Source organism: Pseudomonas protegens CHA0 (assembly GCF_000397205.1).
Taxonomy (GTDB): domain Bacteria; phylum Pseudomonadota; class Gammaproteobacteria; order Pseudomonadales; family Pseudomonadaceae; genus Aquipseudomonas; species Aquipseudomonas protegens.
Map to the genome: position 1 here is coordinate 833,398 of NC_021237.1, position 25,178 is coordinate 858,575.

At 62.5% G+C, this 25,178-nt stretch carries 20 protein-coding genes, 2 tRNA genes, 1 rRNA gene and 1 pseudogene; 9 read left to right on the plus strand and 15 right to left on the minus strand.

What is annotated here, in order from left to right; all coding sequences use genetic code 11:
• Positions 1–31: 31 nt before the first annotated feature.
• The gene (locus PFLCHA0_RS03620; protein WP_015634025.1) at positions 32–325 is read right to left on the minus strand and encodes a putative quinol monooxygenase; all 294 of its coding nucleotides are present in this window, start codon (positions 323–325) and stop codon (positions 32–34) included.
• 116 nt (positions 326–441) lie between these two features.
• On the opposite strand from PFLCHA0_RS03620, the gene PFLCHA0_RS03625 reads away from it, so the two are divergent.
• Entirely contained in the window at positions 442–1,353 is a 912-nt protein-coding gene (locus PFLCHA0_RS03625) for a LysR family transcriptional regulator (protein ID WP_015634026.1), read from the plus strand.
• A 135-nt stretch (positions 1,354–1,488) separates the two neighbouring features.
• A complete protein-coding gene (locus tag PFLCHA0_RS03630; RefSeq protein ID WP_011059087.1) occupies positions 1,489–2,865 on the plus strand; it encodes an MFS transporter in 1,377 nt (458 codons plus the stop codon).
• A gap of 78 nt (positions 2,866–2,943) precedes the next feature.
• Here PFLCHA0_RS03630 and PFLCHA0_RS03635 read toward each other — a convergent pair whose 3' ends face one another.
• The 3 genes from PFLCHA0_RS03635 to PFLCHA0_RS03645 form a co-directional block, all read right to left on the minus strand.
• Complete coding sequence (locus tag PFLCHA0_RS03635) at positions 2,944–3,897, minus strand: adenosine deaminase (RefSeq protein ID WP_011059088.1); 954 nt, start codon at positions 3,895–3,897, stop codon at positions 2,944–2,946.
• 180 nt (positions 3,898–4,077) lie between these two features.
• Complete coding sequence (locus PFLCHA0_RS03640; RefSeq protein ID WP_015634027.1) at positions 4,078–5,043, minus strand: 2-oxoglutarate and iron-dependent oxygenase domain-containing protein; 966 nt, start codon at positions 5,041–5,043, stop codon at positions 4,078–4,080.
• 65 nt (positions 5,044–5,108) lie between these two features.
• Complete coding sequence (locus tag PFLCHA0_RS03645) at positions 5,109–6,191, minus strand: BMP family ABC transporter substrate-binding protein (RefSeq protein WP_015634028.1); 1,083 nt, start codon at positions 6,189–6,191, stop codon at positions 5,109–5,111.
• Between the two features lie 324 nt (positions 6,192–6,515).
• Between PFLCHA0_RS03645 and PFLCHA0_RS03650 the strand changes: the two genes are divergently transcribed.
• Entirely contained in the window at positions 6,516–7,604 is a 1,089-nt protein-coding gene (locus PFLCHA0_RS03650; RefSeq protein ID WP_019092793.1) for a calcium:cation antiporter, read from the plus strand.
• On the opposite strand, the gene PFLCHA0_RS03655 is transcribed toward PFLCHA0_RS03650, so the two are convergent.
• The 4 genes and pseudogenes from PFLCHA0_RS03655 to PFLCHA0_RS31025 form a co-directional block, all read right to left on the minus strand.
• Positions 7,601–8,437, minus strand: coding sequence for a formylglycine-generating enzyme family protein (locus tag PFLCHA0_RS03655; protein ID WP_230493585.1), 837 nt, complete (start codon positions 8,435–8,437; stop codon positions 7,601–7,603). The two genes, PFLCHA0_RS03650 and PFLCHA0_RS03655, sit on opposite strands and share 4 nt — an antisense overlap.
• A 283-nt stretch (positions 8,438–8,720) precedes the next feature.
• The gene (locus PFLCHA0_RS03660; RefSeq protein WP_015634031.1) at positions 8,721–10,079 is read right to left on the minus strand and encodes an 8-oxoguanine deaminase; all 1,359 of its coding nucleotides are present in this window, start codon (positions 10,077–10,079) and stop codon (positions 8,721–8,723) included.
• Positions 10,080–10,271: 192 nt separating this feature from the next.
• Positions 10,272–10,955: an SDR family oxidoreductase gene (locus tag PFLCHA0_RS03665; protein ID WP_015634032.1), complete on the minus strand. Its 684-nt coding sequence runs from the start codon at positions 10,953–10,955 to the stop codon at positions 10,272–10,274.
• A gap of 25 nt (positions 10,956–10,980) precedes the next feature.
• Positions 10,981–11,154: pseudogene (locus PFLCHA0_RS31025) on the minus strand (MerR family transcriptional regulator); the annotation flags it as partial.
• A gap of 110 nt (positions 11,155–11,264) precedes the next feature.
• Here PFLCHA0_RS31025 and PFLCHA0_RS03670 point away from each other — a divergent pair.
• Positions 11,265–11,696 carry a hypothetical protein gene (locus PFLCHA0_RS03670; protein WP_015634034.1) on the plus strand — a complete coding sequence of 144 codons (432 nt, stop codon included), beginning with the start codon at positions 11,265–11,267 and terminating at the stop codon, positions 11,694–11,696.
• Here the strand turns inward: PFLCHA0_RS03670 and PFLCHA0_RS03675 are convergent.
• From PFLCHA0_RS03675 to PFLCHA0_RS03705, 7 genes are all read right to left on the minus strand, one after another.
• Positions 11,693–12,619: an ABC transporter permease gene (locus PFLCHA0_RS03675; protein ID WP_011059095.1), complete on the minus strand. Its 927-nt coding sequence runs from the start codon at positions 12,617–12,619 to the stop codon at positions 11,693–11,695. The two genes, PFLCHA0_RS03670 and PFLCHA0_RS03675, sit on opposite strands and share 4 nt — an antisense overlap.
• A complete protein-coding gene (locus PFLCHA0_RS03680) occupies positions 12,619–13,725 on the minus strand; it encodes an ABC transporter permease (RefSeq protein WP_011059096.1) in 1,107 nt (368 codons plus the stop codon). The genes PFLCHA0_RS03675 and PFLCHA0_RS03680 overlap by 1 nt, the downstream gene beginning before the upstream one ends.
• A gap of 11 nt (positions 13,726–13,736) precedes the next feature.
• Positions 13,737–15,302, minus strand: coding sequence for an ABC transporter ATP-binding protein (locus tag PFLCHA0_RS03685; protein WP_015634035.1), 1,566 nt, complete (start codon positions 15,300–15,302; stop codon positions 13,737–13,739).
• Positions 15,303–15,835: 533 nt separating this feature from the next.
• Positions 15,836–16,417 carry an IMPACT family protein gene (locus tag PFLCHA0_RS03690; RefSeq protein ID WP_015634036.1) on the minus strand — a complete coding sequence of 194 codons (582 nt, stop codon included), beginning with the start codon at positions 16,415–16,417 and terminating at the stop codon, positions 15,836–15,838.
• Between the two features lie 5 nt (positions 16,418–16,422).
• The gene (locus PFLCHA0_RS03695; protein WP_011059099.1) at positions 16,423–17,091 is read right to left on the minus strand and encodes a TetR/AcrR family transcriptional regulator; all 669 of its coding nucleotides are present in this window, start codon (positions 17,089–17,091) and stop codon (positions 16,423–16,425) included.
• 87 nt (positions 17,092–17,178) lie between these two features.
• Positions 17,179–18,573: a uracil-xanthine permease family protein gene (locus PFLCHA0_RS03700; protein WP_015634037.1), complete on the minus strand. Its 1,395-nt coding sequence runs from the start codon at positions 18,571–18,573 to the stop codon at positions 17,179–17,181.
• A 130-nt stretch (positions 18,574–18,703) separates the two neighbouring features.
• On the minus strand, positions 18,704–19,624 hold the full coding sequence (locus PFLCHA0_RS03705) for a LysR family transcriptional regulator (RefSeq protein ID WP_011059101.1): 921 nt from the start codon (positions 19,622–19,624) through the stop codon (positions 18,704–18,706).
• 125 nt (positions 19,625–19,749) lie between these two features.
• Here PFLCHA0_RS03705 and aptA point away from each other — a divergent pair, with 125 nt between their 5' ends.
• The 5 genes from aptA (at position 19,750) to PFLCHA0_RS03730 (ending at position 25,117) form a co-directional block, all read left to right on the plus strand.
• Positions 19,750–21,099 carry an omega-aminotransferase AptA gene (gene aptA / locus PFLCHA0_RS03710; protein WP_015634038.1) on the plus strand — a complete coding sequence of 450 codons (1,350 nt, stop codon included), beginning with the start codon at positions 19,750–19,752 and terminating at the stop codon, positions 21,097–21,099.
• A gap of 73 nt (positions 21,100–21,172) precedes the next feature.
• Positions 21,173–22,666: a CoA-acylating methylmalonate-semialdehyde dehydrogenase gene (locus PFLCHA0_RS03715; protein ID WP_011059103.1), complete on the plus strand. Its 1,494-nt coding sequence runs from the start codon at positions 21,173–21,175 to the stop codon at positions 22,664–22,666.
• A 626-nt stretch (positions 22,667–23,292) separates the two neighbouring features.
• A 16S ribosomal RNA gene (locus PFLCHA0_RS03720) occupies positions 23,293–24,831 on the plus strand.
• A 123-nt stretch (positions 24,832–24,954) separates the two neighbouring features.
• Positions 24,955–25,031, plus strand: a tRNA-Ile gene (locus tag PFLCHA0_RS03725).
• Between the two features lie 10 nt (positions 25,032–25,041).
• A tRNA-Ala gene (locus PFLCHA0_RS03730) sits at positions 25,042–25,117 on the plus strand.
• The last annotated feature ends 61 nt before the right edge of the window (positions 25,118–25,178 follow it).

Consider the following 25,178-nt stretch of genomic DNA (forward strand, 5'->3'; position numbering starts at 1 on the left):
GAGTTCCTGATGATGAGTAGGGAAAAAAGGCTCAGACAATCAACTGCAGGCGCTTGAGCTCGAAGTGCTCGATCGCCTCGCGGGTCTGATGGAGGAAATGCCGGAAGTGCGCGGTGTTGTTGTGAAACTCAAGGGCTGCTTCATCGTCCCAGCGCTCCAGCACGTAGAAGGTGCCCGGTTGCTCGGCATCCTGGTGCAGCTCGTAGTACTGGCAACCGCTTTCCTCACGGCTGGGCGAGACCAGGGCGCTGAGCTCGCGCTTGAGAACGTCTTGCTGCTGGGGCTTGGCGATCAGGGTGGCAATCGCGGTGAAGGCTTGGGACATGTGGGCTTCCTCAGGTGCTAGGCGATGGGAGGGATGATTGGCTATTTCTCCCGAGGATAAAACCGGCTAAAAGAGCAGGCTCTTTCAATATTTTTTTGATAATCCAGGAAAGCCTCATGCTGCGATTCGATGACCTGCAGTTGTTCGTGCGTGCCGCAGACCTGGGCAGCCTGTCGGCGGCGGCCCGGGTCATGGACCTTTCGCCTGCGGTGGCCAGTGCTGCCCTCAAGCGCATCGAGGAACACCTGGGCGCACGGCTGCTGGCCCGTTCCACCCGCAGCCTGCGGCTCACCGCGGAGGGCGAGGGCTTTCTCGAATACGCCCGGGCGGCCTTGAGCAACCTGGATGAAGGCCGGCGCCTGCTGGCCAGCGGTCAGGATCAGGTCAGTGGCGTGTTGCAGCTTTCTGCCCCTTCGGATTTTGGCCGCAATCTGCTGTTGCCCTGGCTCGACGAGTTCCAGCGTGAACATCCCAAGCTCAGCGTGCGCCTGCTGCTGGGGGACCGGATTGCCGACCTGTTCCGCCAGCCGGTGGACATTGCCCTGCGTTACGGCGAACCGGAGGACTCCAGCCTGGTGGCGCTGCCAGTGGCTCCGGACAACCGCCGGGTGCTGTGCGCCGCCCCCAGTTATCTGGCTCGCTACGGCGAGCCGCGCCAGCTGGAGCAACTGGCCCAGCACAACTGCCTGTTGTACATGCTCGACAGCCGGGCTCATGACCTCTGGAGCTTTCATGACGGCAAGCGCGAGGTGAGCCTCACCGTCAGTGGTGACCGCCTGAGCGACGACGCCGATGTGGTGCGGCGCTGGGCAGTGGCCGGTGAGGGGATTGCCTACAAGTCCTGGCTGGATGTGGCCGCCGATGTGCTGGCCGGCCGCCTGCAGATACTGCTGCCGGAACTGCGCTGCGAAGGCGCGTCGCTGAACCTGCTGTGCACCCACCGGGCGCACCTGAGCAAACCGGTGAAACTACTGCGTGACCTGCTCCAGGAGCGTTGCGCGCAGATCAGCGCGCAACGCCCGCGATAGGAGCCGGCTTGCCGGCGAGCCTGGGCACCGTGCCCTCGGCGTCGCTGGTGGACGCGAACAGGTCGCCCTCGGCAATCAGCCCCAGCCTCGATCCCGCACACTCGGGCGGTCAAGCATTCAACCGGGGGAACGGGCATGGGCATACAGGAATACAGCGCCGCAGAGCGCCTGGAACGGCTACCCATCAGCGGCTATCACCGGGTGATCTTCATCATCATCGCCCTGGCGTTTTTCTTCGACTCCATGGACCTGGCGATGATGACTTTCCTCCTCGGCTCGATCAAAACCGAGTTTGGCCTGAGTTCGGCCCAGGCCGGCCTGCTGGCCAGCTCCAGTTTCTTCGGCATGGTGCTGGGCGCCTCGCTGTCGGGCATGCTTGCCGACCGCTATGGGCGCAAGCCGGTGTTCCAGTGGAGCATCGTGCTCTGGGGCGTGGCCAGTTACCTGTGTTCCACCGCCCAGAGCGTGGACAGCCTGACCCTGTTCCGGGTGTTGTTGGGGATCGGCATGGGCATGGAGTTTCCCATCGCCCAGTCGATGCTCTCGGAGATGATTCCGGCCCAGCGTCGCGGGCGCTACATCGCCCTGATGGACGGCTTCTGGCCCCTGGGTTTCGTCGCCGCCGGGGTGCTCTCGTATTTCCTCCTGCCGCTGATCGGCTGGCGTGACATCTTCCTGGTGCTGGCAGTACCGGCGGTGTTCGTGCTGGTGATCCGCTTCTTCATTCCCGAGTCACCGCGCTGGCTGGAACAGGCCGGGCGCCACGCCGATGCGGATCGGGTGCTGTGTGGCATCGAAGACAAGGTGCGCGCTTCCCTGGGCACGGCGCAATTGCCGGAGCCGCTGCACCTGCCGCGTATCGACAGTGCGCCGGGGCACTTTTTCTCGGCACTGAAGCAGATCTGGTCGCCGCTCTATCGCCAGCGCACGATGATGATCTGGAGCCTGTGGTTCTTCGCCCTGCTGGGCTTCTACGGCCTGACGTCCTGGCTCAGCGCCTTGCTCCAGCAGTCCGGTTTTGCGGTGACCCAGTCGGTGTACTACACGGTGCTGATTTCCCTGGGCGGGATTCCCGGGTTCCTCATGGCGGCCTGGCTGGTGGAGCGCTGGGGGCGCAAGCCGGTGTGCATCGTGACCTTGCTCGGCGGCGGGGTCATGGCCTTCTTCTACGGGCAGAGTGCGGTCTTTGGCGGCAACGTCAGCCTGCTGATCGGCACCGGGCTGCTGATGCAGTTTTTCCTGTTCGGCATGTGGGCGGTGCTCTACACCTATACCCCTGAGTTGTACCCGACGTCGGCCCGGGCTACGGGCTCGGGGTTCGCTTCGGCGGTGGGGCGCATCGGTTCGCTGTTGGGGCCGCTGGTGACCGGGCTGGTGTTTCCGTTGACCGGGCAGGGCGGCGTATTCGCCCTGGGGGCGGCGTGCTTCGTGATTGCCGCGGGGGTGGTCTGGCTGTTCGGGATGGAAACCCGGGGCAAGACCCTGGAGGAGTTGAGCGAGGCGGGGAGCTGATAGAGACGGGGGGGACCTGTTCGCCGGCCAGCCGGCTCCTACAGGTTCGTGTAGGAGCCGGCTGGCCGGCGAAGGCCGTTACGGCTTGACCAGCCGTGCATCCAGGCTGTTCTGCGCCAGGCGCCGGGCCTGGTCCTGGGTCATGCCCAGGTCGGTGTGCAGGGCGTGGAAGTTCTCGGTGACGTAGCCGCCGAAGTAGGCCGGGTCATCGGAGTTGACCGTGACCTTCACTCCGCGCTCCAGCATTTGCAGGATGTTGTGCTGGGACATGTGGTCGAACACGCAGAGCTTGGTGTTGGACAGCGGGCACACAGTCAGCGGGATCTGCTCGTCGATGATCCGCTGCATCAGCCGCTCGTCTTCGAAGGCACGTACACCGTGGTCGATGCGCTGGATCTTCAACAGGTCCAGGGCTTCCCAGATGTACTCCGGCGGGCCTTCTTCACCGGCGTGGGCGACGGTCAGGAAGCCTTCGCTGCGCGCGCGGTCGAATACCCGCTGGAACTTGCTCGGCGGGTGGCCCATTTCCGAACTGTCCAGGCCCACGGCGACGAATGCATCGCGAAACGGCAGCGCCTGGTCGAGGGTTTTCTGCGCCTCTTCTTCGCTCAAGTGGCGCAGGAAACTGAGGATCAGGCCGCTGGTGATGCCCAGTTGCTGCTCGCCATCTTTGAGTGCGCTGGCGATGCCGTTGAGCACCACTTCGAACGGCACGCCACGGTCGGTGTGGGTCTGCGGGTCGAAGAAGGGTTCGGTGTGGATCACGTTCTGTTCTTTGCAGCGCAGCAGGTAGGCCCAGGTCAGGTCGTAGAAGTCCTGGGAGGTGCGCAGCACGTCGGCGCCCTGGTAGTACAGGTCGAGGAATTCCTGCAGGTTGTTGAAGGCGTAGGCCTTGCGCAGGGTCTCGACGTCGCTCCAGGGCAGGGCGATCTTGTTGCGTTCGGCCAGGGCGAACAGCAGTTCCGGTTCCAGGGAACCTTCCAGGTGCAGGTGCAACTCGGCCTTGGGCAAGGCGTTCAGCCAGTCATACATGGTGTCGTCTCATCAGGTGCAGGCGGGCGCTGCGAGAGTGATGCGCTGCCGGGGCCGTGCCCTTCTGTGGGGAACTGGCTGTGGCTTGCGGCTTTCGCCAGGTTTTCACCGGGCCCGAAAAAGCCGCCATTCTACATCTGGCGGCGCAAATGTTCGGCAAAACCTGACCGGGGGGGGCGGTCAGGCCTGCTCCAGCTCCCGGCGGTAGGCGTAGGTATCGGCAAAGCGCGAGAGCAGGAATTGGGCGCAGGTGGTCACCGGGTACTTGGCCGGGTGCTCCGCGTCCTGGCAGCCGGGCAGGCATTCGATGCGGGTGTCCGGGTGCGGCTCGGCGAAGAACGGCATCGAGTAGCGGTCCACCCCCAGCGGGCTGATGACCCGGTGCGGGGTCGACAGGTAACGGTCGTTGCTCCAGCGCGCCATCATGTCGCCGAGGTTGACCACGAAGCTGCCGTCGATGGGCGGGGCGTCGATCCACTGGCCCTTGACGTTGCGCACCTGCAAGCCGCCAGCGGCGTCCTGGTAGAGCAGGGTGATGCAGCCGTAGTCGGTGTGGGCGCCGGCGCCTTGCTGCTCTGCGCTGCTGGCGGTGTGGCGCGGCGGATAGTGGATCATCCGCAGCACGCTCACCGGGTCCTGGAAGCGGCGGTCGAAGAAATCACGTTCGATGCCCAGGGCCAGGGTCATGGCCCGCAGCAGGGTCTGGGCCAGGGCCTGCATGTCCTGGTAGTGCTGCTCCATCAGGGCTTGCCAGCCGGGCAGGTCAGGGTGGCGGTTGGGCCCGCGCAGGGGTTTTTCCGCCAGCACGTCCGGGTGCTCGGCCGGCAGGTGCAGGCCCATGTCGAAAGTTTCCTTGAGGTCGCTGGGCTTGCTTGGGTCCAGCTGCTCGGTGGCGATGGCGCCGTAGCCGCGATGGTGACGGCTCTGGGTGATATCGATCTTGAGTTTTTCAACACTGGGCAGGGCGAAGAAGTGCTTGGCCGTGCTCAGCAATTGCTCGATGCGTTGTGCGCTGATCGGGTGACCCTTGATGTAGAAGAAGCCCCATTCGCGACAGGCGCGGTCGATCTGCTTGGCGACACTGTCCCAGCCTTGCTGCTCATCCTGATACAGCGGGCTGATATCGATGATCGGCAGTTGATTCATGAAAGTGCTCCCATCCTGTTGGCGGTCCGTCGTCGCTGGCGGATGCTCCGACAGCGACGGCCAGATTATTTGGGGATGTCCGCCTTCAGGCCTTCGACGTAGTAGTTCATCGAGGCCAGTTCGGCAGTGCTGGCGCTGACCCCCGCGGCGATTTTTTCGACCCCGGCCTGGTCCTTGATCGGGCCGGTGAACGGGTGGAACTCGCCGCTCTTGATGCTGGCGATGATCTGTTCGGCCTCGGTTTTCACCGGGGCCGGCAGCAGGTCGCTGAGGGGTAGTTCAACCGTACCCTCTTTCAGCCCACCCCAGTAGTCCTGGGGTTTCCAACTGTGGTCCATCACCCCCTGGGTGGCCTGGATGTAGTGCGGGCCCCAGTTGTTGACGATGGAGGTCAGCACCGCCTTGGGGCCGAAGTGGGCCATGTCCGAGGCATAGCCCACCGCGTACACGCCACGCCGCTGCGCGGCCTGGATCGGCGCCGGGCTGTCGGTGTGCTGGAAGATCACGTCGGCGCCCTGGTCGATCAGGGCATTGGCGGCGTCGGCTTCCTTGCCCGGATCGAACCAGGAGTTGACCCACACCACCTTGATCTCGGTGCCCGGGTTGTATTTGTTCAAGGCCAGCTGGATGGCGTTGATGTCGCGGATCACCTCCGGAATGGGGAAGGAGGCGACGTAGCCGATCTTCTTGCTCTTGGTCATCTTCGCCGCGAGGAAACCACCCACATAGCGGCCCTCGTAGGTGCGCGCCAGGTAGGTGCCGAGGTTCTTGTCCTGCTTGTAGCCGGTGGCGTGTTCGAAGGTCACCTTGGGGAACTGCCTGGCGACCTTCAGCGTGGGGTTCATGTAGCCGAAGGAGGTGGTGAAGATCAGGTCGTAGTTGTCCTTGGCCATGTTGCGGATCACCCGCTCGGCGTCGGCGCCTTCGGCTACGTTCTCCACGTAGTTGGTCTTGATCTGGTCGCCGAATTTTTCCACCAGGGCCTTGCGCCCCTGTTCATGCTGATAGGTCCAGCCGTGATCGCCTATGGGGCCGATGTAGACGAAACCGACCTTCAGCGGATCGGCGGCGCTGGCGGAAAGGCTGGCACTCAGGCCGATGGCGGCGGCCAGGGTGCAGAGCAACTTGTGCAACGGGCGTGTATGCATGAATGGGAGCTCCATCTTGTTGTGGGGGGCTGGGGCGGCAAGCACTGGAGGGCAATGCAAATAGCTGACCAACAGGACAACAAAGATGGCCGTTGCGCCGGCGAGGCGGTTTCTACGGGGGCTTTGGGGCGCGCTTTTCGCTGGCAAGCCAGCTCCTACGGGGCTGGAATGCAGGAGGCCGCTTGCCGGCGAAGGGCTGTTCAAGAACCAACCCGGTGCGCGGCGCCTGGGGCTGGTGCACTAACATGTAACGAAACGTTAGTGACTTGGTGCAGTCTTTCAGTCATCTCCTGTACTCGTTTTTATTCCCGTCAAAGGACTGCAATGCTCAATTCCCTCAAGCAAGAAAAGTTTCTACTGCTTGCGCTGCTGGCCGCCGTGGCTGCCTATCCGCTTGAACACCTGTTGCTGGGCAGTGGCCAGGGCATCGCCCTGAGCGCCGGGCTGGTGCTGATCGGCTTTATCGTCATGGCTTCGATGCGCGTCGCCCACCACGCTGAACTGCTGGCGGAAAAGGTCGGCGACCCCTACGGCACCATGATCCTGACCCTGGCCGCGGTGCTGGTGGAAGTGGTGATCCTGGCGATCATGATGAGCAACGAAGCCTCGCCGACCCTGGTGCGCGACACCATCTACTCGGCGGTGATGCTGGACATCAACGGCATCCTCGGCCTGGCCGCACTGATGGGCGGCATCAAGCATGGCGAGCAGCCCTACAACGACGACTCGGCGCGTACCTACAGCGTGATGATCCTCACCGCCATGGGCGTGTCGATGGTGGTGCCGGAGTTCATCCCCGAGGCCGACTGGAAGGTCTACTCGGCCTTCACCATCGGCGCCATGGTGGTGCTCTATACCCTGTTCCTGCGCATGCAGGTCGGGCCGCACAGCTATTTCTTCAGCTACAGCTACCCGGAAAAACGCCGCAATAAAGAGGCCCAGGAACAGCCCCATGCCATCAACCTGGCCTGGAGCATCGGCATCCTGGTGTTCGGGGTGGTGGTAATCGGCGCCCTGGCCGAGGTGATGTCCAAGACCCTGGACCTGGGCCTGGAAGGCACGGGCGCACCGCCGGTGATCACGGCGATCCTGGTGGCGGCGATTTCCGCCGCGCCGGAAATCCTGACCGCCCTGCGCGCCGCCCTGGCCAACCGCATGCAGTCGGTGGTCAACGTGGCCCTGGGCGCTTCCCTGTCGACGGTGATCCTCACGGTGCCGGTGATGGAGGCCATGGCCTTGTACACCGGCCAGCCCTTCCAGATGGCCATGACTCCGGTGCAGACGGTGATGGTGTTCATCACCCTGATCGTCAGCGCGATCAACCTCAACGATGGTGAAACCAATGCCATAGAAGGCATGACTCACTTCGTGCTGTTTGCGACCTTCATCATGCTGTCGCTGCTCGGTCTTTAAAGGGGTTGCGCCGACTGGATAGCGCAGCGAAAGCTGACCCCGGGGGCATTCCAGGCCGCGAGTGCGCCCCAACGCCAACGGCGGACGGTGCTGGCCGAAGGAGAAAAGGTCGGGTCGTTGGCAAACTTGTTGTTGGCGCCCCGTTGCGCTCGATAAATGCCTGTTTCAGGCCCTTGCGGGTTCTCCACGGGAGATTCGCGGTAGTAGTGTTTGTCGTACCAGTCGTTGACCCATTCACTGGCATTGCCGGTGAGGTTGTAGAGGCCCAGCGGGTTAGGCACAAACCTGTCCACGGCGAAGGTTTCGTTGTCGTCAGGCGCCGGAAAGTTGCGGCCATAGTCCAGATTGCCGTTGTCGGTCGCGAACATCACCGGCTGGCCACGGTTGCGCGCCGCATATTCCCATTGGGCCTCGGTCGGAAGATCCACGGCATAGCCGCTGAGGTCTGCCAGCCAGCCACAGTAATCCTTGGCCTCTTGCCATTTTCGAGACGCCGGGGCGGGCAGGTTTTCCTGGTAGAGGTGTTTCATGTCGGCGCGGTTGCGCAGTGCCGCGTCGAATTGCGGCCGGCCTTGCGCCAGGAAGAACAGATCGAAATCGCCCAAGGTGGTTTGCAGCGAGGACAGGTAGTAGCTGCTCAACTTGACCGGGTGAACGAAGTCGTCATCGATGTCGAGGCTGATCCGTTCCATGTTTGCCGGGTCCACGCCACAGGGCCATTGGCACAAGGCCTGTGGGTCGAAGCCACGGGGCCAGCCGAAATCCCCCATCTGGAATTCGCCACCTTCAATCAGCACCATGTTGTCCATCGAACGCACGACGGTGTTGAGCACCGCATCGCGGACTTGCGGGGATAGGTCCGGGTATCTGCGGCTGATGGTCGAAGCAATGTCTGCAACTTTTTCAGGTGACAGCACTTTGCTGGCGGGGCCTGCAACCTCCTGTTTCCCACAGCCCGAAATCAGCAGTGCGACGCAGAGCGCCAGTCCGTGCTTTTGTTTCACGTAATGTCCCTATAACGGTTCGGATGAGGGCGGCAAACTAACATGTTTCCTCCCTCTGATACCGTTCAACGCACAGGCGAGGGATACGCTCCCTCGCCGTGGGCGCCAAAGATCAGGTGCCGGCGATCAGTTGCCGGGCCGCCTGGCTGTGATCGGCGATCAGGTTTTTCAGATCCAGCCCTTCTACCTGGCCATCAATCACCCGCCACTTGCCGCCAATCATGACCCGGTCCGCTCGATCCGCAGCGCACAACAGCAGCGCTGAAACCGGATCATGGCTACCCGAAAAACGCAGTTCATCGAGCTTGAACAACGCCAGGTCTGCCTGCTTGCCTACCGCCAGTTCGCCGATGTCGGTACGGCCCAACAGGCTTGCCGACCCCTGGGTCGCCCAGCCCAGTACACGCTCCGGGGTGATCTTTTCGGCGCCGTAACGCAGGCGCTGGATGTACAGCGCCTGCCGCGCTTCGAGGATCATGTTCGAGGCGTCATTGGACGCCGAACCGTCCACGCCCAAGCCGAACAGCGCCCCTGCATCGGTCAGCTCGATGCTGGGGCAGATGCCGGAGGCCAGGCGCATGTTCGAACTCGGACAATGGCAGATGCCGGTGCCGGCGGCGCCCAGGCGGGCAATTTCATCCGGGTTGAAGTGGATGCCGTGGGCCAGCCAGGTACGCGGACCGAGCCAGCCGACGCTGTCCAGATAATCCACGGTACGCAGGCCGAAGCGCTGCAGGCAGAAATCTTCTTCGTCGAGGGTCTCGGCGAGGTGAGTGTGCAGGCGCACATCGAGCCCGTTGGCCAGTTCGGCGCTGGCCGACATGATTTCCGGGGTCACCGAGAACGGCGAGCACGGCGCCAGGGCGATCTGGATTTGCGCGCCGTCGCCACGCTCGTGGTACTCGTGAATCAGGCGCTGACTGTCGTCGAGAATCACCTGGCCTTCCTGCACGGTCTGTTGCGGTGGCAGGCCGCCGTCCTTTTCGCCAAGGCTCATCGAGCCGCGGGTGAGCATGGCGCGCATGCCCAGTTCACGCACGGTTTCGACTTGCACGTCGATGGCGTTTTCCAGGCCGTCCGGGAACAGATAGTGATGGTCGGCGGCGGTGGTGCAGCCGGAGAGCAGCAGTTCGGCCAGTGCCACTTTGGTCGCCAGGGCGAGTTTTTCCGGAGTCAGCCGGGCCCAGACCGGGTACAGGGTCTTGAGCCAGGGAAACAGCGGCTGGTTGACCACCGGCGCCCAGGCGCGGGTCAGGGTTTGATAGAAGTGATGGTGGGTGTTGATCAGGCCCGGCAGCAGCACGTGCTCGCGGGCATCGAAGACCTGCTGGCAGGGGCTTGCAGGTTGCTGGCCGAGGCCCAGCACTTCAACGATCAGGCCGTCTTGCAGCACCAGGCCGCCACGGGCGTCGAGGGCATTGCCGGTGAAGATGGCCAGGGGATTTTTTAACCAGGTACGGGTCGCAGGCATGGTTGCCGGCTCCTCTGAAAGTGGGTTCAGGTTAGCCAGCTCAGTGATGCCCTGTCTGCTGATCCAGGGTCGCCGCAAGGGGCGAGGTGCGCAGTCTAGCGAAAGATTTGCCGGGGGACAAAACTTGCATTTTGCCCCCCGTTCCAGAGCCTTCGCTGGCCTGTGCAAGGGCTGCCCGGGGCAGCCGCGGCCTTACCAGGGGATGGTTTCGCCTTTGTAGTTGACGAAGTGATGACCGCCCTTGCCGGTGTAGGCATTGACCTGGGCGATCAGCCCGCGGGTGCTGGTCTGCACATCGATATCGGCGCCTTCGCCGCCCATGTCGGTCTTCACCCAGCCCGGGTGCAGCGAAAGCACGGTGAGCTTCTGCCCCAACTGGGTCACGAAGCTGTTGGTCATGGAGTTCAGCGCGGCCTTGCTGGCCTTGTACAGGGCCAGCTCCGGCGCGTCGGGCATGGTCACGCTGCCCAGCACCGAACTCATGAACGCCAGCACGCCGCTGTCCTTGCGGATCTGCCCGACAAAGCGCTGGGCCAGGTTGATCGGCGCCACCGCGTTGGTGAAGAACAACTGGCCGACTTCGGCCTGGGTCGCGTGGCCCGGCAGCTGGTTGTCCGGGCCCTTGACCCCGGCATTGACGAACAGCAGGTCGAACACCTGGTCCTTGAGCTTCTGGCTCAGGGCGATCACCGCTTGCTGATCGTCCATGTCCAGTTGCTCGATCTGCACCTTGCCCAGGGCTTGCAGCGCCTCGGCCTTGTGCGGGTTGCGCACGGTGGCGGTGACCTGCCAGCCGTCTTCCAGCAGGCGCTGGACCAGGCCGAGGCCCAGGCCCCGGGAGGCGCCGATGATCAGTGCGGTTTTTGCCGTGGACATGATGAGGTTCCTTGATAAGTGAGGATCACGGATTCAATGGACAGGCTTGCCCGAGCCGTTGTTGCAGCTCCTGGCGCAAGTGGCCCAATTCAGTGATGCGGGTTTCGATCAGGGTCAGTTTGTCTTGCAGCAGCCGGGTTACGGCCTGAACCGTATCGGCACTCTGCCACAGAGCGCCGACACTGCTGCCATTCCGCCCAGGCTTCGGCCTGTTCTCCAATGCGCATGTGCGGGCCTTGAAAGGGCTTGACCCTGGAGCATACTCGAGGCTTTAGCCTGCGCGCTCCTTGAATCTATGGAGCAGCATTTATGTGGACGAGCGAACAGTATCGAACATTGGTCCGGGCCAGCGGCTGGTACGACTTGCTGGTGACGTTGGCCTTCGTCACCCCCTGGAGTTTCATGGCTTTGCACGGGCTGATGCAGGGCTGGGCCCTGCACCTGCCGGGGAGCCTGCCGCCGTTCGAGCCGATGCACCTGCTGATGGCCAACCTGATGGGCTCGATTGTCTGTGTGTGGTCGGTGCTGCGGATTCGTGATCCGCAGCAGGCGTTTGGTCGTTATGACGCAGTGGGGCGCATCCTGTTTGCCACCTGGCAGGTGTATGCCTTGATGCACGGCGCTACGGCGTTGATCGGGGTGATTCTGTTTTTCGAGCTTGCCTGGTGCGTGGCGCAGTTGTGGCCGGTGAAAGACTTCTCCGGCAAGCCGGTGCCTGCGGGGGCCGTGGCGGTCATTTAGTGCCCCGCCTGCCACGGCTGGCCCAGGGACACCGGTGCGTACAGGCGGGTGCGCAAGGCGTCTCGGGACAACAGCACCAGCACCAGGATGGTCGCGGCATAGGGCAGCATCGCCAGCAGGTTGGAAGGAATCGCCAGGCCCAGGCCCTGGGCCACCAGGTGCAGGATGCTCGCCAGGCCGAACAGGTAGGCGCCGAGTAGCAGCCGCCACACCCGCCAGCTGGCGAACACCACCAGCGCCAGGGCGATCCAGCCGCGTCCGGCGCTCATGTTCTCGGCCCACATCGGGGTGTAGGCCAGGGACAGGTAGGCCCCGGCCAGCCCCGCCATGGCGCCGCCGAACAGCACCGCGAGCGCGCGCACCCGCAGTACCGGCAGGCCCATGGCGCTGGCGGCGTCGGGGTTCTCGCCGACAGCCTGGATGATCAGGCCGACCCGGCTTTTGAGAACCACCCAGGCCACCAGGGCGAACAGGGTGAAGGACAGGTACACCAGCAAATCCTGGGCGAACAGCATGCGGCCGATCAGCGGGATCTCGCTCAGCAGCGGCAGCGCCAGCGGTTCGAAGCCGGCCAGGGGCTTGCCGACCCAGGCCGCGCCGACAAAGCTCGACAGGCCGACCCCGAAGATCGTCAGCGCCAGCCCGGTAGCCACCTGGTTGGCGGTGAACACCAGGGCCACCAGGGCGAACAGCGCCGCCAGCAGCATTCCGGCGGCCATCGCCAGCAGCACCCCGAGCCACAAATGGCCGCTGTTGAGGGCGACGATAAAACCTATCACCGCGCCGAACAGCATCATGCCTTCCTGCCCCAGGTTGAGGACGCCGCTCTTTTCACAGATCAGTTCCCCCAGGGCCACCAGCAGCAGCGGGGTGCCGCAGCGGACCATGGCGTAGAGAATATTGCTCAGCAGATCGATATCCATCACAGGGCTCCGGCGGTAGCAGTGGCGCTGGCGTTACGGCGCACCCAACGCAGGTTCAGGCGCGGGCGATAGAGAATCAACACGTCGCTGGCCAGGAGGAAGAACAGCATCATTCCCTGGAACAGCTGGGTGATGGCCTGGGGCAGGTTGAGGCTCATCTGCGCGCTCTCGCCACCGATGTACAGCAACGCCATCAGCAGGCTGGAAAACACAATGCCGATGGGGTTCAGGCGGCCGAGAAAAGCCACGGTAATGGCCGCGTAGCCGTAGCCGGGAGACACCTGGGGCACCAGTTGGCCGATGGGGCCGGCGACTTCGCAGACCCCGGCCAGCCCTGCCAGCGCACCGCTGGTCAACAGCGCCAGCCAGACCAGGCGCTTCTGGCGAAAGCCGACGAAGCCGGCGGCACGCTGGTCCAGGCCGAGCACCCTGATCTGGAAGCCGACAAAGCTTTTCTGCAGCAGCACCCAGACCGCCACCAGGGCCAGCAGGGCGAAGTACACCCCGGCGTGGACCCGGCCGTCTTCCATCAGCAGCGGCAGGCGGCTGGCGTCGCCGAACATCGCCGACTCGGGAAAGTTGAACCCGGCGGGGTCTTTCAACGGTCCATGCACGCAGTACAGCAACAGGTTCAGGGCGATGTAGTTGAGCATGATGCTGGTGAGGATTTCATTGGCGTTGAAGCGGGTGCGCAACCAGGCGGTGAGCCCGGCCCAGGCGGCCCCGGCCAGGGTTCCGGCAAGCAGGATCAGCACCAGCGCCCAGCGGCTTTGCAGTTCGATGAGATTGACCGCCAGGGCGCTACCGACCAGGGCCCCGAGCAGCAATTGGCCCTCGGCGCCGATGTTCCACACCCGCGCCTGGTAGGCCACCGCCAGGCCCAGGGCACAGAGCAGGATAGGTAGCGCCTTGACCAGCAGTTCGGACACGCCATACAAGTCGCTGACCGGGGCGATCAGCAGGGTGTGCAAGGTCAGCCAGGGGTCATGCCCCAGTGTCATGAACAGCAGGGAACCGCAGCCCAGGGTCAGCAGCGCCGCCAGCAGTGGCGAGCACCAGAGCATCAGCCGCGACTGGCGGCCACGGGGTTCGAGTGAAAGCAGCATGGACAGCTCCGTTAAATCGCCAGGGCAGCGGGTGAGGGCAGGGAATCGGCGTGGCCGGCCATCCAGCCGCCAACCTCCACCAGCGAGGTGTCGGCGCAGGCCTTGAGGGGCGAAAGGCGTCCAGCGCACAGGGCCGCGAGGCGGTCGCTGATCTGGAACAGCTCGTCCAGGTCTTCGGAGATCACCAGGATCGCCGCGCCGGCATCGCGCAAGGCGATCAGTGCGCGGTGGATAGTGGCGGCGGCCCCTACATCCACGCCCCAGGTCGGGTGCGCGGCGATCAGCAGGCGAGGCTGCTGGAGAATCTCGCGGCCCAGGATGAATTTCTGCAGGTTGCCGCCGGACAGGCTGCGGGCCGGGCTCTGGGAACCGGCGCTCTTGACCCCGAAACGCTGGATGATGCGCTCGGCCAGTTCCCGCACTTTGCGTCGCTGGATCAGCCCGTGGCGCACCAGGCCCTGTTGAAAGGCGCTGAGCAGGGCGTTGTCCTCCAGGCTCAGTTCCGGCACCGCACCGTGGCCCAGGCGTTCGGCGGGAACGAAAGCCAGGCGGCGCTGGCGTCGGGCGTCGGGATACAGATGAGCCACGCCCTGGCCGGCGAAACAGATACGTTCGGCTTCGCCACGGGGCAGGCGCTGTTCACCGCTGAGCAGGGCCAGCAGTTCGTCCTGGCCATTGCCGGCGACTCCGGCGATGCCGACGATCTCGCCGCTGCGCAGGCGCAGGTCGATGTTCTTCAGTGAGCAGCCGAAAGGATCGGGGTTGTCCCAGCTGAGGTTGTCCAGGCGCAGGAAGTCGTTCGTGCCGCGGGCTTTCGGGTAGTCGGTGATCATCGCCGCCGCGTCCCCTACCATCAGCCGTGCCAGCTCGCGATCCGAGCACTGCGCCGGCCTGCAGTGCCCGGCCACCCGGCCCGCGCGCAGCACCGTGGCGCTGTGGCACAGGGCGCGCACCTCGGCGAGCTTGTGGCTGATGAACAGGATGCTGCAGCCTTCGTCGGCCAGCCGACGCAGGGTGACGAACAGGTCGTCGGCCTCCTGCGGGGTCAGGACCGAGGTCGGCTCGTCGAGGATCAGCAGGCGGATGTCCTGCATCAGGCAGCGGACGATTTCCACCCGCTGGCGTTCGCCGATGGACAGGCTGTGCACCAGGCGCTGGGGTTCGAGGGCCATGCCGTAACGCTGGGAAACCTCGCGGATTCTGCCTTCCAGCTGGCTCGGCGTACCGGCGCCGGCGCCCATGGCCAGGGCAATGTTCTGCGCCACGCTGAGGGTTTCGAACAGCGAGAAATGCTGGAACACCATGCCGATCCCCAGGCTGCGTGCCTGGGCCGGGTTGTCGATGAGCTGGCGTCGTCCTTGCCAGAGCAGCTCCCCCGAATCGGCCTGGACCACCCCGTAGATGATCTTCATCAAGGTGCTTTTGCCGGCGCCGTTTTCGCCCAGCAACGCATGGATTTCACCCGCAGCGATGTTCAGGTCGATGGCGTCGTTGGCCAGGCAGCCGGGATAGCGTTTGCTGATCCGGCGCAGTTGCAGGCGTGGTGCCTGGCTGCTGGGTGCAGGGTGATTGGACATGACAGGCTCGGCTTCTGGGAGTTGTGCCTGTGGATAAAGCAATTTCCTGGCCAGTGGGTCAGGAAAGCCGGTGAAGCGCTCCCGGGCGGCATCCTGCCTGGCTGACAGGACCAGGGTCCTGGCACCACTTCGGGGCAAGGTGTTTGAAAAGGCGCTGTTTTTGTCCCCAGGCCGTTGCGCAGAAAATGATCAGTTGCCTGCAGACCCTGCGCAATCAGGGGCTGGAGCAGCCTTGCACGGGTTATCCACAGCTTGCTCCACAGTAATTGTGTGCAAGAGCGGCGCTTGGGCATCAGCACCACTGGCTTGCCCGTGAACTGCGATAAACCGGCTTAAGTGGCTGTTTCGCTGTGGAAAAAAGCTTCCTGGGGACGCTTTGGACAAAAAATGAACAAAGCCCGCAAAGCCACGTTGCAGAAGGGTTACAGCGCTATGTGCTCAGCTTATCCACAGTCGGGTGCACAGTAGATGTGGGCAAGTGCCCGGGGCCCTTGCGGGTTATGCACAGGGTGGTCCGGGCCGGGTTGGTGCTTTCAGCGCTGCAAAAGGATGCGCCCGCGGCTGAGGTCCGCCAGCTGTTGCTGCAGGGTATCGATCTGCTCTTCGCCCAGGGCCAGTTGCAGCTCTACGCCGTTGGCGGTGAAGTCTTCCTGGACCAGCAGCCCGCCCAGTTCGGCAACCCGCAGCTTGACCAGCGCCAGTTCGCTGAAGCTGCAGGCGCAACGCAGCGGTACGCGGTTGACCAGGGCGATGCGCTCGGCGCCTTGCAGGCACTTGTTGGCGCCGCCGCCATAGGCCCGGGCCAGGCCGCCGGTGCCCAGCTGGATGCCGCCGTACCAGCGGATCACCAGCACCGCCACCTGGTCGCAGTCCTGGGCCTCGATGGCCGCGAGGATCGGTCGCCCGGCGGTGCCGCCGGGTTCACCGTCGTCGTTGCTGCGGTACTGGTCGGCGAGTTTCCACGCCCAGCAGTTATGCGAAGCGTTGAGGTCGCTGTACTGCTGGATGAAGGCTTGGGCCTCGGCCGCGCTGCAGATGGGCGCGGCAAAGGTGATGAAGCGGCTTTTGCGAATTTCCTCGCGGTATTCGCAGAGGCCGGCCAGGGTAAAGGGCATGGGGGTCAGTCTTTCAGTGCAGGTGTCAGGCCACAGCCTTTGAGGATGATGCGGATCAGGTTGTTGCCGGCGTCTTCCATGTCCTGCTTGGTCAGCCGGGTGCGCCCGGTGACGCGGCAGATCTGGGTGGCGAAATCGGCATAGTGCTGGGTGCTGCCCCACAGCAGGAAGATCAGGTGCACCGGGTCTACCGGGTCCATCTTGCCGGCGTCGATCCAGGCCTGGAACACCGCGGCGCGGCCCTGGAACCAGGCGCGGTAGTCCTGGCTGAAATACTCGCTCAGGCACTCGCCACCGCTGATGATCTCCATGGCGAAGATCCGCGAGGCTTGCGGCTGGCGGCGGGAGAATTCCATCTTGGCGCGGATGTAGCGGGTCAGGGCTTCGGCCGGATCATCTTCGGCGGTGAGGGTGTTGAAGGTGCTGTCCCAGAGTTCGAGGATGTTGCTCAGCACCGCGATGTACAGCCCCAGCTTGTTGGTGAAGTAGTAGTGCAGGTTGGCTTTGGGCAGGCCGGCCTTCTGCGCGATGGTGTTCATGCTGGTGCCTTTGAAACCGTGACGGGCGAACTCGTCCTCGGCGGCCTGGAGGATGGCCTCTTCATTCTTCTGCCGAATGCGGCTGGCGGGTTTGCCGGGGTGAGGAGCGCTGTGGGCGGGGACTTCAAAGGTCATGGAGGTTTCCGAGCAAGTCTGTGGGTGCAACCTGTGCGTTGATAGCGCACCCACGTGGATCAGACAAGCCTTGGCGCTACAAAAGCCTCAGTGGGCCCTCAGGGTGTCGTTTTCCGGAATCGGATTTGCGTCATTCGCCGCGCCCTTGCTTTCCGGCAACAGCAGGCTCATCAGCAAGGCGGTGAGGCCGCCGCTGGTGATCGCCGAATCGAACAGGTTCTGCACCACCTTGGGCAGCAGGTGCAGCAGGTTCGGTTGCGCGGCGATGCCCAGGCCGACGCCGAACGAAGTGGCGATGATCAGCATGCTGCGCCGGTCCAGCGGGGCCTGGGCGAGGATCCGTACCCCGGCTGCGGCGACGCTGCCAAACATCACCAGGGTGGCACCGCCGAGTACCGGCTTGGGGATCTGTTGCAGCAGCGCGCCGATCAGCGGGAACAGGCCCAGGCAGAACAGGATCAGGCCGATGTACAGGCCGACGAAGCGGCTGGCCACACCGGTCAACTGAATCACCCCGTTGTTCTGGGCGAAGGTGGTGTTGGGGAAGGCGCTGAAGGTGGCGGCGATCATGCAACTGACGCCGTCCCCCAGGACCCCGCCCTTGAGCCGGCTTATATAGGAAGGGCCGCTAATGGGCTGGCGCGCCAGCATGCAGTTGGCGGTCAGATCTCCCACGGTTTCCAGGGTGCTGATCAGGTAGATCAGGGCTACGGGAATAAAGGCGCTCCAGTCGAAACTGAAGCCGTACCTGAAGGGCAGGGGCAGGCTGATCAACGGCAGGTCCGGCAGCGGCTGGGGCACCAGCTTGCCGCTGAACCAGGCCGCCAGGCTGCCCAGGGCCAGGCCGATGATGATGGCGCTGAGGCGCACCCACGGGGTGTTGCTGCGGTTGAGCAGAATGATGGTCAGCAGCACCAGCAGGCCCAGGCCGAGATTGCCCGGGGCGCCGAAGTCCGCGGCATTGAAGCCGCCGCCCAGGTCGGTGATGCCGACCTTGATCAGGCTGATGCCGATCAGGGTAATGACGATGCCGGTCACCAACGGGGTGATCACCCGGCGCAGTCGCCCGATAAAGCGGCTAAGGACGATCTGCACCAGCGCGCCGAAGAAACACACGCCGAAGATCATCGCCAGGATGTCTTCCGGGCTGCCGCCCCGTTGCTTGACCAGGAACCCCGCCGACAGTACGGCGCCGAGGAAGGCGAAGCTGGTGCCTTGCAGGCAGATCATGCCGGCCCCGATGCCCCAGGGGCGCCGGGCCTGGATAAAGGTGCCGACCCCGGAGACCATCAGCGCCATGCTGATCAGGTACGGCAGGTACGCCGAAAGGCCCAGGGCCGAACCAATCACCAGTGGTGGGGTGATGATGCCGACAAAGCTGGCCAGCACATGCTGCAGGGCCGCCAGCAGCGCGGGCAGCGGTTGCGGGCGGTCGTCGAGGCCGTAGATCAGTTCGCTGGGGCGGGAAGCATCTGGCTGCATGGCGTGGAGCTCGGGCTAGGGTTCAAGGTGCCGAGGTCTTTGCAAAAAGCTGTCCAGGTGCTCAGGTTATTTTTTCTGTTTTGCGGTGCGGGCCTTTGAATACCGGGCCTTGCTGGTGAGTGGAGACGCTCTAGCGGGTTGCCGCCAGGCTCTCCAGAAAGCTTTCGAGCACCAAATGAGGGCGCCGACCCTTGCGCGTGACCGATGCCAGGCTGAGGTCGTAGAAGCGTGACTTGGGCTTGAGGGCACGCAACCGGCCCTGCTGCACCCAGAGGCTGGCGTAGTGGTCCGGCAGGTAGCCGATGTAGCGGCCGGTGAGAATCAGGAAGGCCATGCCTTCCCGGTCGGATGCGCTGGCGGTGCAATTCAGCGCCTGGTAGTGGGCCTGGATCTCGGCCGGCAGGCGAAAGGTCGGGGCGATGGCGTCCTGGTCGTTGAGGCGCTGGTCGTCCAGTTGCCGGTCATCCACATAGAACAGCGGGTGGCCCACTGCGCAGTACAGCAGCGAGCGCTCGTCATACAGCGGCTGGTATTCCAGGCCGGGCAGGGCACTGGCCTGGGGCACCACGCCGACATGCAGGCGGCCGTCGAGCACCCCTTGCTCGACTTCGTTGGGGGCGATCATGCGGATCTGGATCTGCACGTCCGGGCCACGCTCCTTCAATTGCGCCAGGGCGTGGGTGATGCGCATGTGGGGCAGGGTCACCAGGTTGTCTGTGAGGCCGATGATCAATTCGCCGCGCAGGTGGCGGTGCAGGCCGTTGACCTCGGTACGGAAGCTTTCCAGGGCACTGAGCAGCTGCAGGGTCGACTGATAGACCTCGCGGCCCTCCTCGGTCAGGGAGAACCCGGCGCGCCCGCGCTGGCACAGGCGCAGGCCGACCCGTTGCTCCAGGTCGCTCATCTGCTGGCTGATGGCCGAGCGGCCGATGCCGAGCACGGTTTCCGCGGCGGAGAAACCACCGCACTCCACCACGCTGCGAAAGATCCGCAGCAGGCGGATATCAAAGTCGCTGACTTGCGCCAGCGGGTCGGCTCGACGGCTGCTCATAGTTTAGTGGATGCCAGACTGAAGGTTATTAAAGTTGGATTTCACCGACTTTATAGCCGTGGCAACTTAGCTGCAACAACGCTTTTCATTCCTACGCCGCTTCATTGCCTTGCGAGGTTTTGCTCATGAACATGCCGGAAACCGCCCCTCAGTCCCTGGCCAGCCAGCTCAAGCTCGACGCTCACTGGATGCCCTACACCGCCAACCGTAACTTCCAGCGTGACCCGCGCCTGATCGTCGGCGCCGAAGGCAGCTGGCTGGTGGATGACAAGGGCCGCAAGATCTATGACTCGCTGTCGGGTCTGTGGACCTGCGGCGCCGGTCACTCGCGCAAGGAGATCCAGGAAGCGGTCGCCAAGCAGTTGGGCACCCTGGATTACTCCCCTGGCTTCCAATACGGTCACCCGCTGTCGTTTCAACTGGCAGAGAAAATCACCGACCTGACCCCGGGCAACCTGAACCACGTGTTCTTCACCGACTCCGGCTCCGAGTGCGCCGATACCGCAGTGAAGATGGTGCGTGCCTACTGGCGCCTGAAAGGCCAGTCGACCAAGACCAAGATGATCGGCCGTGCCCGTGGCTATCACGGGGTGAACATCGCCGGCACCAGCCTGGGCGGTGTCAACGGCAACCGTAAGCTGTTCGGCCAGGCAATGATGGATGTGGACCACCTGCCGCATACGTTGCTGGCCAGTAACGCGTTTTCCCGTGGCATGCCGGAGCAGGGCGGTATTGCCCTGGCCGATGAGCTGCTGAAGCTGATCGAGTTGCACGATGCTTCCAATATCGCTGCAGTCTTCGTCGAGCCGATGGCCGGCTCGGCTGGCGTGCTGGTGCCGCCACAGGGTTACCTCAAGCGCCTGCGGGAAATCTGCGACCAGCACAACATCCTGCTGGTGTTCGACGAAGTGATCACTGGCTTCGGCCGTACCGGTGCCATGTTCGGCGCTGACAGCTTCGGCGTGACGCCGGATCTGATGTGCGTGGCCAAGCAGGTCACCAACGGCGCGATCCCCATGGGCGCGGTGATTGCCAGCTCCGAGATCTATCAGACCTTCATGAACCAGGCGACACCCGAGTACGCAGTGGAATTCCCCCACGGCTACACCTACTCGGCTCACCCGGTGGCGTGCGCTGCGGGCCTGGCGGCACTGGACCTGCTGCAGAAGGAAAACCTGGTCCAGAGCGTGGCCGAGGTTGCCCCGCATTTCGAGAATGCACTGCACGGCATCAAGGGCACGAAGAACGTGATCGACATCCGTAACTTCGGCCTGGCTGGCGCGATCCAGATTGCACCCCGTGATGGCGATGCCATCGTGCGTCCGTTCGAGGCTGGCATGGCGTTGTGGAAAGCCGGTTTCTATGTGCGCTTCGGCGGCGACACCCTGCAGTTCGGCCCAACCTTCAACAGTAAGCCGCAAGACCTCGATCGTCTGTTCGACGCGGTTGGCGAAGTGCTGAGCAAGCTCGACTGATTCGATCCCTCTTATATAGAAGCAGGCGCGAAGTGTTTCGCGCCTGCGCTTTCCCTCTTTCAGGAGTCCCCGCATGAGTCTGATTCAACACCTGATCCACGGTGAGCTGGTAAGCGACAACGGTCGCAGCGCTGACGTGTTCAACCCATCCACCGGTCAGGCGATCCATAAAGTGCCGCTGGCCAGCCGTGAAACCATCCAGCAAGCCATCGACTCGGCCAAGTCGGCATTCCCGGCCTGGCGCAATACGCCACCGGCCAAGCGCGCCCAGGTGATGTTCCGCTTCAAGCAATTGCTGGAGCAGAACGAAGCCCGTATTGCCAAGCTGATCAGTGAAGAGCACGGCAAGACCCTGGAAGATGCTGCTGGCGAATTGAAGCGCGGTATCGAGAACGTCGAATACGCCTGCGCCGCACCGGAAATCCTCAAGGGCGAGTACAGCCGTAACGTGGGCCCGAACATCGACGCCTGGTCCGACTTCCAGCCGCTGGGCGTAGTGGCCGGCATTACCCCGTTCAACTTCCCGGCCATGGTGCCGCTGTGGATGTATCCGCTGGCGATCGCCTGTGGCAACTGCTTCATCCTCAAGCCTTCTGAGCGTGACCCAAGCTCGACCCTGCTGATTGCCGAACTGCTACATGAGGCCGGCCTGCCCAAGGGCGTGCTGAACGTGGTGCACGGTGACAAAACTGCGGTGGACGCGCTGATCGAGGCACCGGAAGTCAAGGCGCTGAGTTTTGTCGGTTCGACGCCGATTGCCGAGTACATCTATGCCGAAGGCACCAAGCGCGGCAAGCGCGTTCAGGCTCTGGGTGGGGCGAAGAACCACGCGGTGTTGATGCCGGATGCCGATCTGGATAACGCCGTCAGCGCGTTGATGGGCGCGGCCTACGGTTCATGTGGTGAGCGTTGCATGGCGATCTCGGTAGCCGTGTGCGTGGGCGACCAGGTGGCCGATGCCCTGGTGGCCAAGCTGGTGCCACAGATCAAGGCGCTGAAGATTGGTGCCGGTACTTCCTGTGGCCTGGACATGGGGCCGCTGGTTACCGCCCAGGCGCGTGACAAGGTCAGTGGTTATGTAGAAGACGGCGTGGCCGCAGGTGCGCAACTGGTGGTGGACGGTCGTGGCCTGAGCGTGGCCGGTCATGAAGACGGCTTCTTCCTCGGTGGCTGCCTGTTCGACCGCGTTACCCCGCAGATGCGCATCTATAAGGAAGAGATCTTCGGGCCAGTGCTGTGCATCGTCCGGGTCAACAGCCTGGAGGAGGCCATGCAACTGATCAACGATCACGAGTACGGCAACGGTACCTGCATCTTTACCCGTGACGGTGAAGCGGCACGTCTGTTCTGCGACGAGATCGAAGTGGGCATGGTGGGCGTCAACGTGCCGCTGCCGGTACCTGTGGCCTATCACAGCTTCGGTGGCTGGAAGCGTTCACTGTTCGGTGACCTGCATGCCTACGGTCCCGATGGTGTGCGTTTCTATACCCGTCGCAAGGCGATCACCCAGCGCTGGCCGCAACGTGCCAGCCACGAAGCCTCGCAGTTCGCCTTCCCTAGCCTGTAAGAGTGAAGCAATAAAGGCCGGCCCCTTGGGGCCGGCCTTTGCTTTTATGGGCTTTTCTGACCGATATGACAGATTTATGAAAATAACTGTTGACGGCAGATTCTACAGGTCTATAATTCGCCCCACTTCCGGCGCAGTCGAAACGGAAAACTCCTTGAGATTCAATGAGTTACGCAGTTTTCGACAGCGGTTACGCTTCAGTTCATCGAAGCCAGAAGCAGTTGGTAAGGCAGTCAGTTTTCGCCTTATTAACGATTCGATCCTCTCGGTCGAAAGCGGTTGAAAAGAGGTGTTGACAGCAGCGTGTAACGCTGTAGAATTCGCCTCCCGCTAACGAGAGATCGGAAGCGCAAGTGGTTGAAGTTAAAAAGGAAACTTTGAAAACTTCTTAAAAAAATCACTTGACAGCAAATGAGGCTGCTGTAGAATGCGCGCCTCGGTTGAGACGAAAGATCTTAACCAACCGCTCTTTAACAACTGAATCAAGCAATTCGTGTGGGTGCTTGTGGAGTCAGACTGATAGTCAAAAAGATTATCAGCATCACAAGTTACTCCGCGAGAAATCAAAGATGTAACCAACGATTGCTGAGCCAAGTTTAGGGTTTTCTCAAAACCCAAAGATGTTTGAACTGAAGAGTTTGATCATGGCTCAGATTGAACGCTGGCGGCAGGCCTAACACATGCAAGTCGAGCGGCAGCACGGGTACTTGTACCTGGTGGCGAGCGGCGGACGGGTGAGTAATGCCTAGGAATCTGCCTAGTAGTGGGGGATAACGTCCGGAAACGGGCGCTAATACCGCATACGTCCTACGGGAGAAAGTGGGGGATCTTCGGACCTCACGCTATTAGATGAGCCTAGGTCGGATTAGCTAGTTGGTGAGGTAATGGCTCACCAAGGCGACGATCCGTAACTGGTCTGAGAGGATGATCAGTCACACTGGAACTGAGACACGGTCCAGACTCCTACGGGAGGCAGCAGTGGGGAATATTGGACAATGGGCGAAAGCCTGATCCAGCCATGCCGCGTGTGTGAAGAAGGTCTTCGGATTGTAAAGCACTTTAAGTTGGGAGGAAGGGCAGTTACCTAATACGTGATTGTTTTGACGTTACCGACAGAATAAGCACCGGCTAACTCTGTGCCAGCAGCCGCGGTAATACAGAGGGTGCAAGCGTTAATCGGAATTACTGGGCGTAAAGCGCGCGTAGGTGGTTTGTTAAGTTGGATGTGAAAGCCCCGGGCTCAACCTGGGAACTGCATCCAAAACTGGCAAGCTAGAGTATGGTAGAGGGTGGTGGAATTTCCTGTGTAGCGGTGAAATGCGTAGATATAGGAAGGAACACCAGTGGCGAAGGCGACCACCTGGACTGATACTGACACTGAGGTGCGAAAGCGTGGGGAGCAAACAGGATTAGATACCCTGGTAGTCCACGCCGTAAACGATGTCAACTAGCCGTTGGGAGCCTTGAGCTCTTAGTGGCGCAGCTAACGCATTAAGTTGACCGCCTGGGGAGTACGGCCGCAAGGTTAAAACTCAAATGAATTGACGGGGGCCCGCACAAGCGGTGGAGCATGTGGTTTAATTCGAAGCAACGCGAAGAACCTTACCAGGCCTTGACATCCAATGAACTTTCTAGAGATAGATTGGTGCCTTCGGGAACATTGAGACAGGTGCTGCATGGCTGTCGTCAGCTCGTGTCGTGAGATGTTGGGTTAAGTCCCGTAACGAGCGCAACCCTTGTCCTTAGTTACCAGCACGTTATGGTGGGCACTCTAAGGAGACTGCCGGTGACAAACCGGAGGAAGGTGGGGATGACGTCAAGTCATCATGGCCCTTACGGCCTGGGCTACACACGTGCTACAATGGTCGGTACAAAGGGTTGCCAAGCCGCGAGGTGGAGCTAATCCCATAAAACCGATCGTAGTCCGGATCGCAGTCTGCAACTCGACTGCGTGAAGTCGGAATCGCTAGTAATCGCGAATCAGAATGTCGCGGTGAATACGTTCCCGGGCCTTGTACACACCGCCCGTCACACCATGGGAGTGGGTTGCACCAGAAGTAGCTAGTCTAACCTTCGGGAGGACGGTTACCACGGTGTGATTCATGACTGGGGTGAAGTCGTAACAAGGTAGCCGTAGGGGAACCTGCGGCTGGATCACCTCCTTAATCGACGACATCAGCTGCTTCATAAGCTCCCACACGAATTGCTTGATTCATTGAAGAAGACGATAGAAGCAGCTTTAAGCTCCAAGCTGATAGCTCCAAGCTAACAGTTACAAGCTCGAAATTGGGTCTGTAGCTCAGTTGGTTAGAGCGCACCCCTGATAAGGGTGAGGTCGGCAGTTCGAATCTGCCCAGACCCACCAATTTTGTTATGGGGCCATAGCTCAGCTGGGAGAGCGCCTGCCTTGCACGCAGGAGGTCAGCGGTTCGATCCCGCTTGGCTCCACCATAAACTGCTTCTGAAAGCTTAGAAATGAGCATTCACTTTGAATGTTGATTTCTAGTCTTTT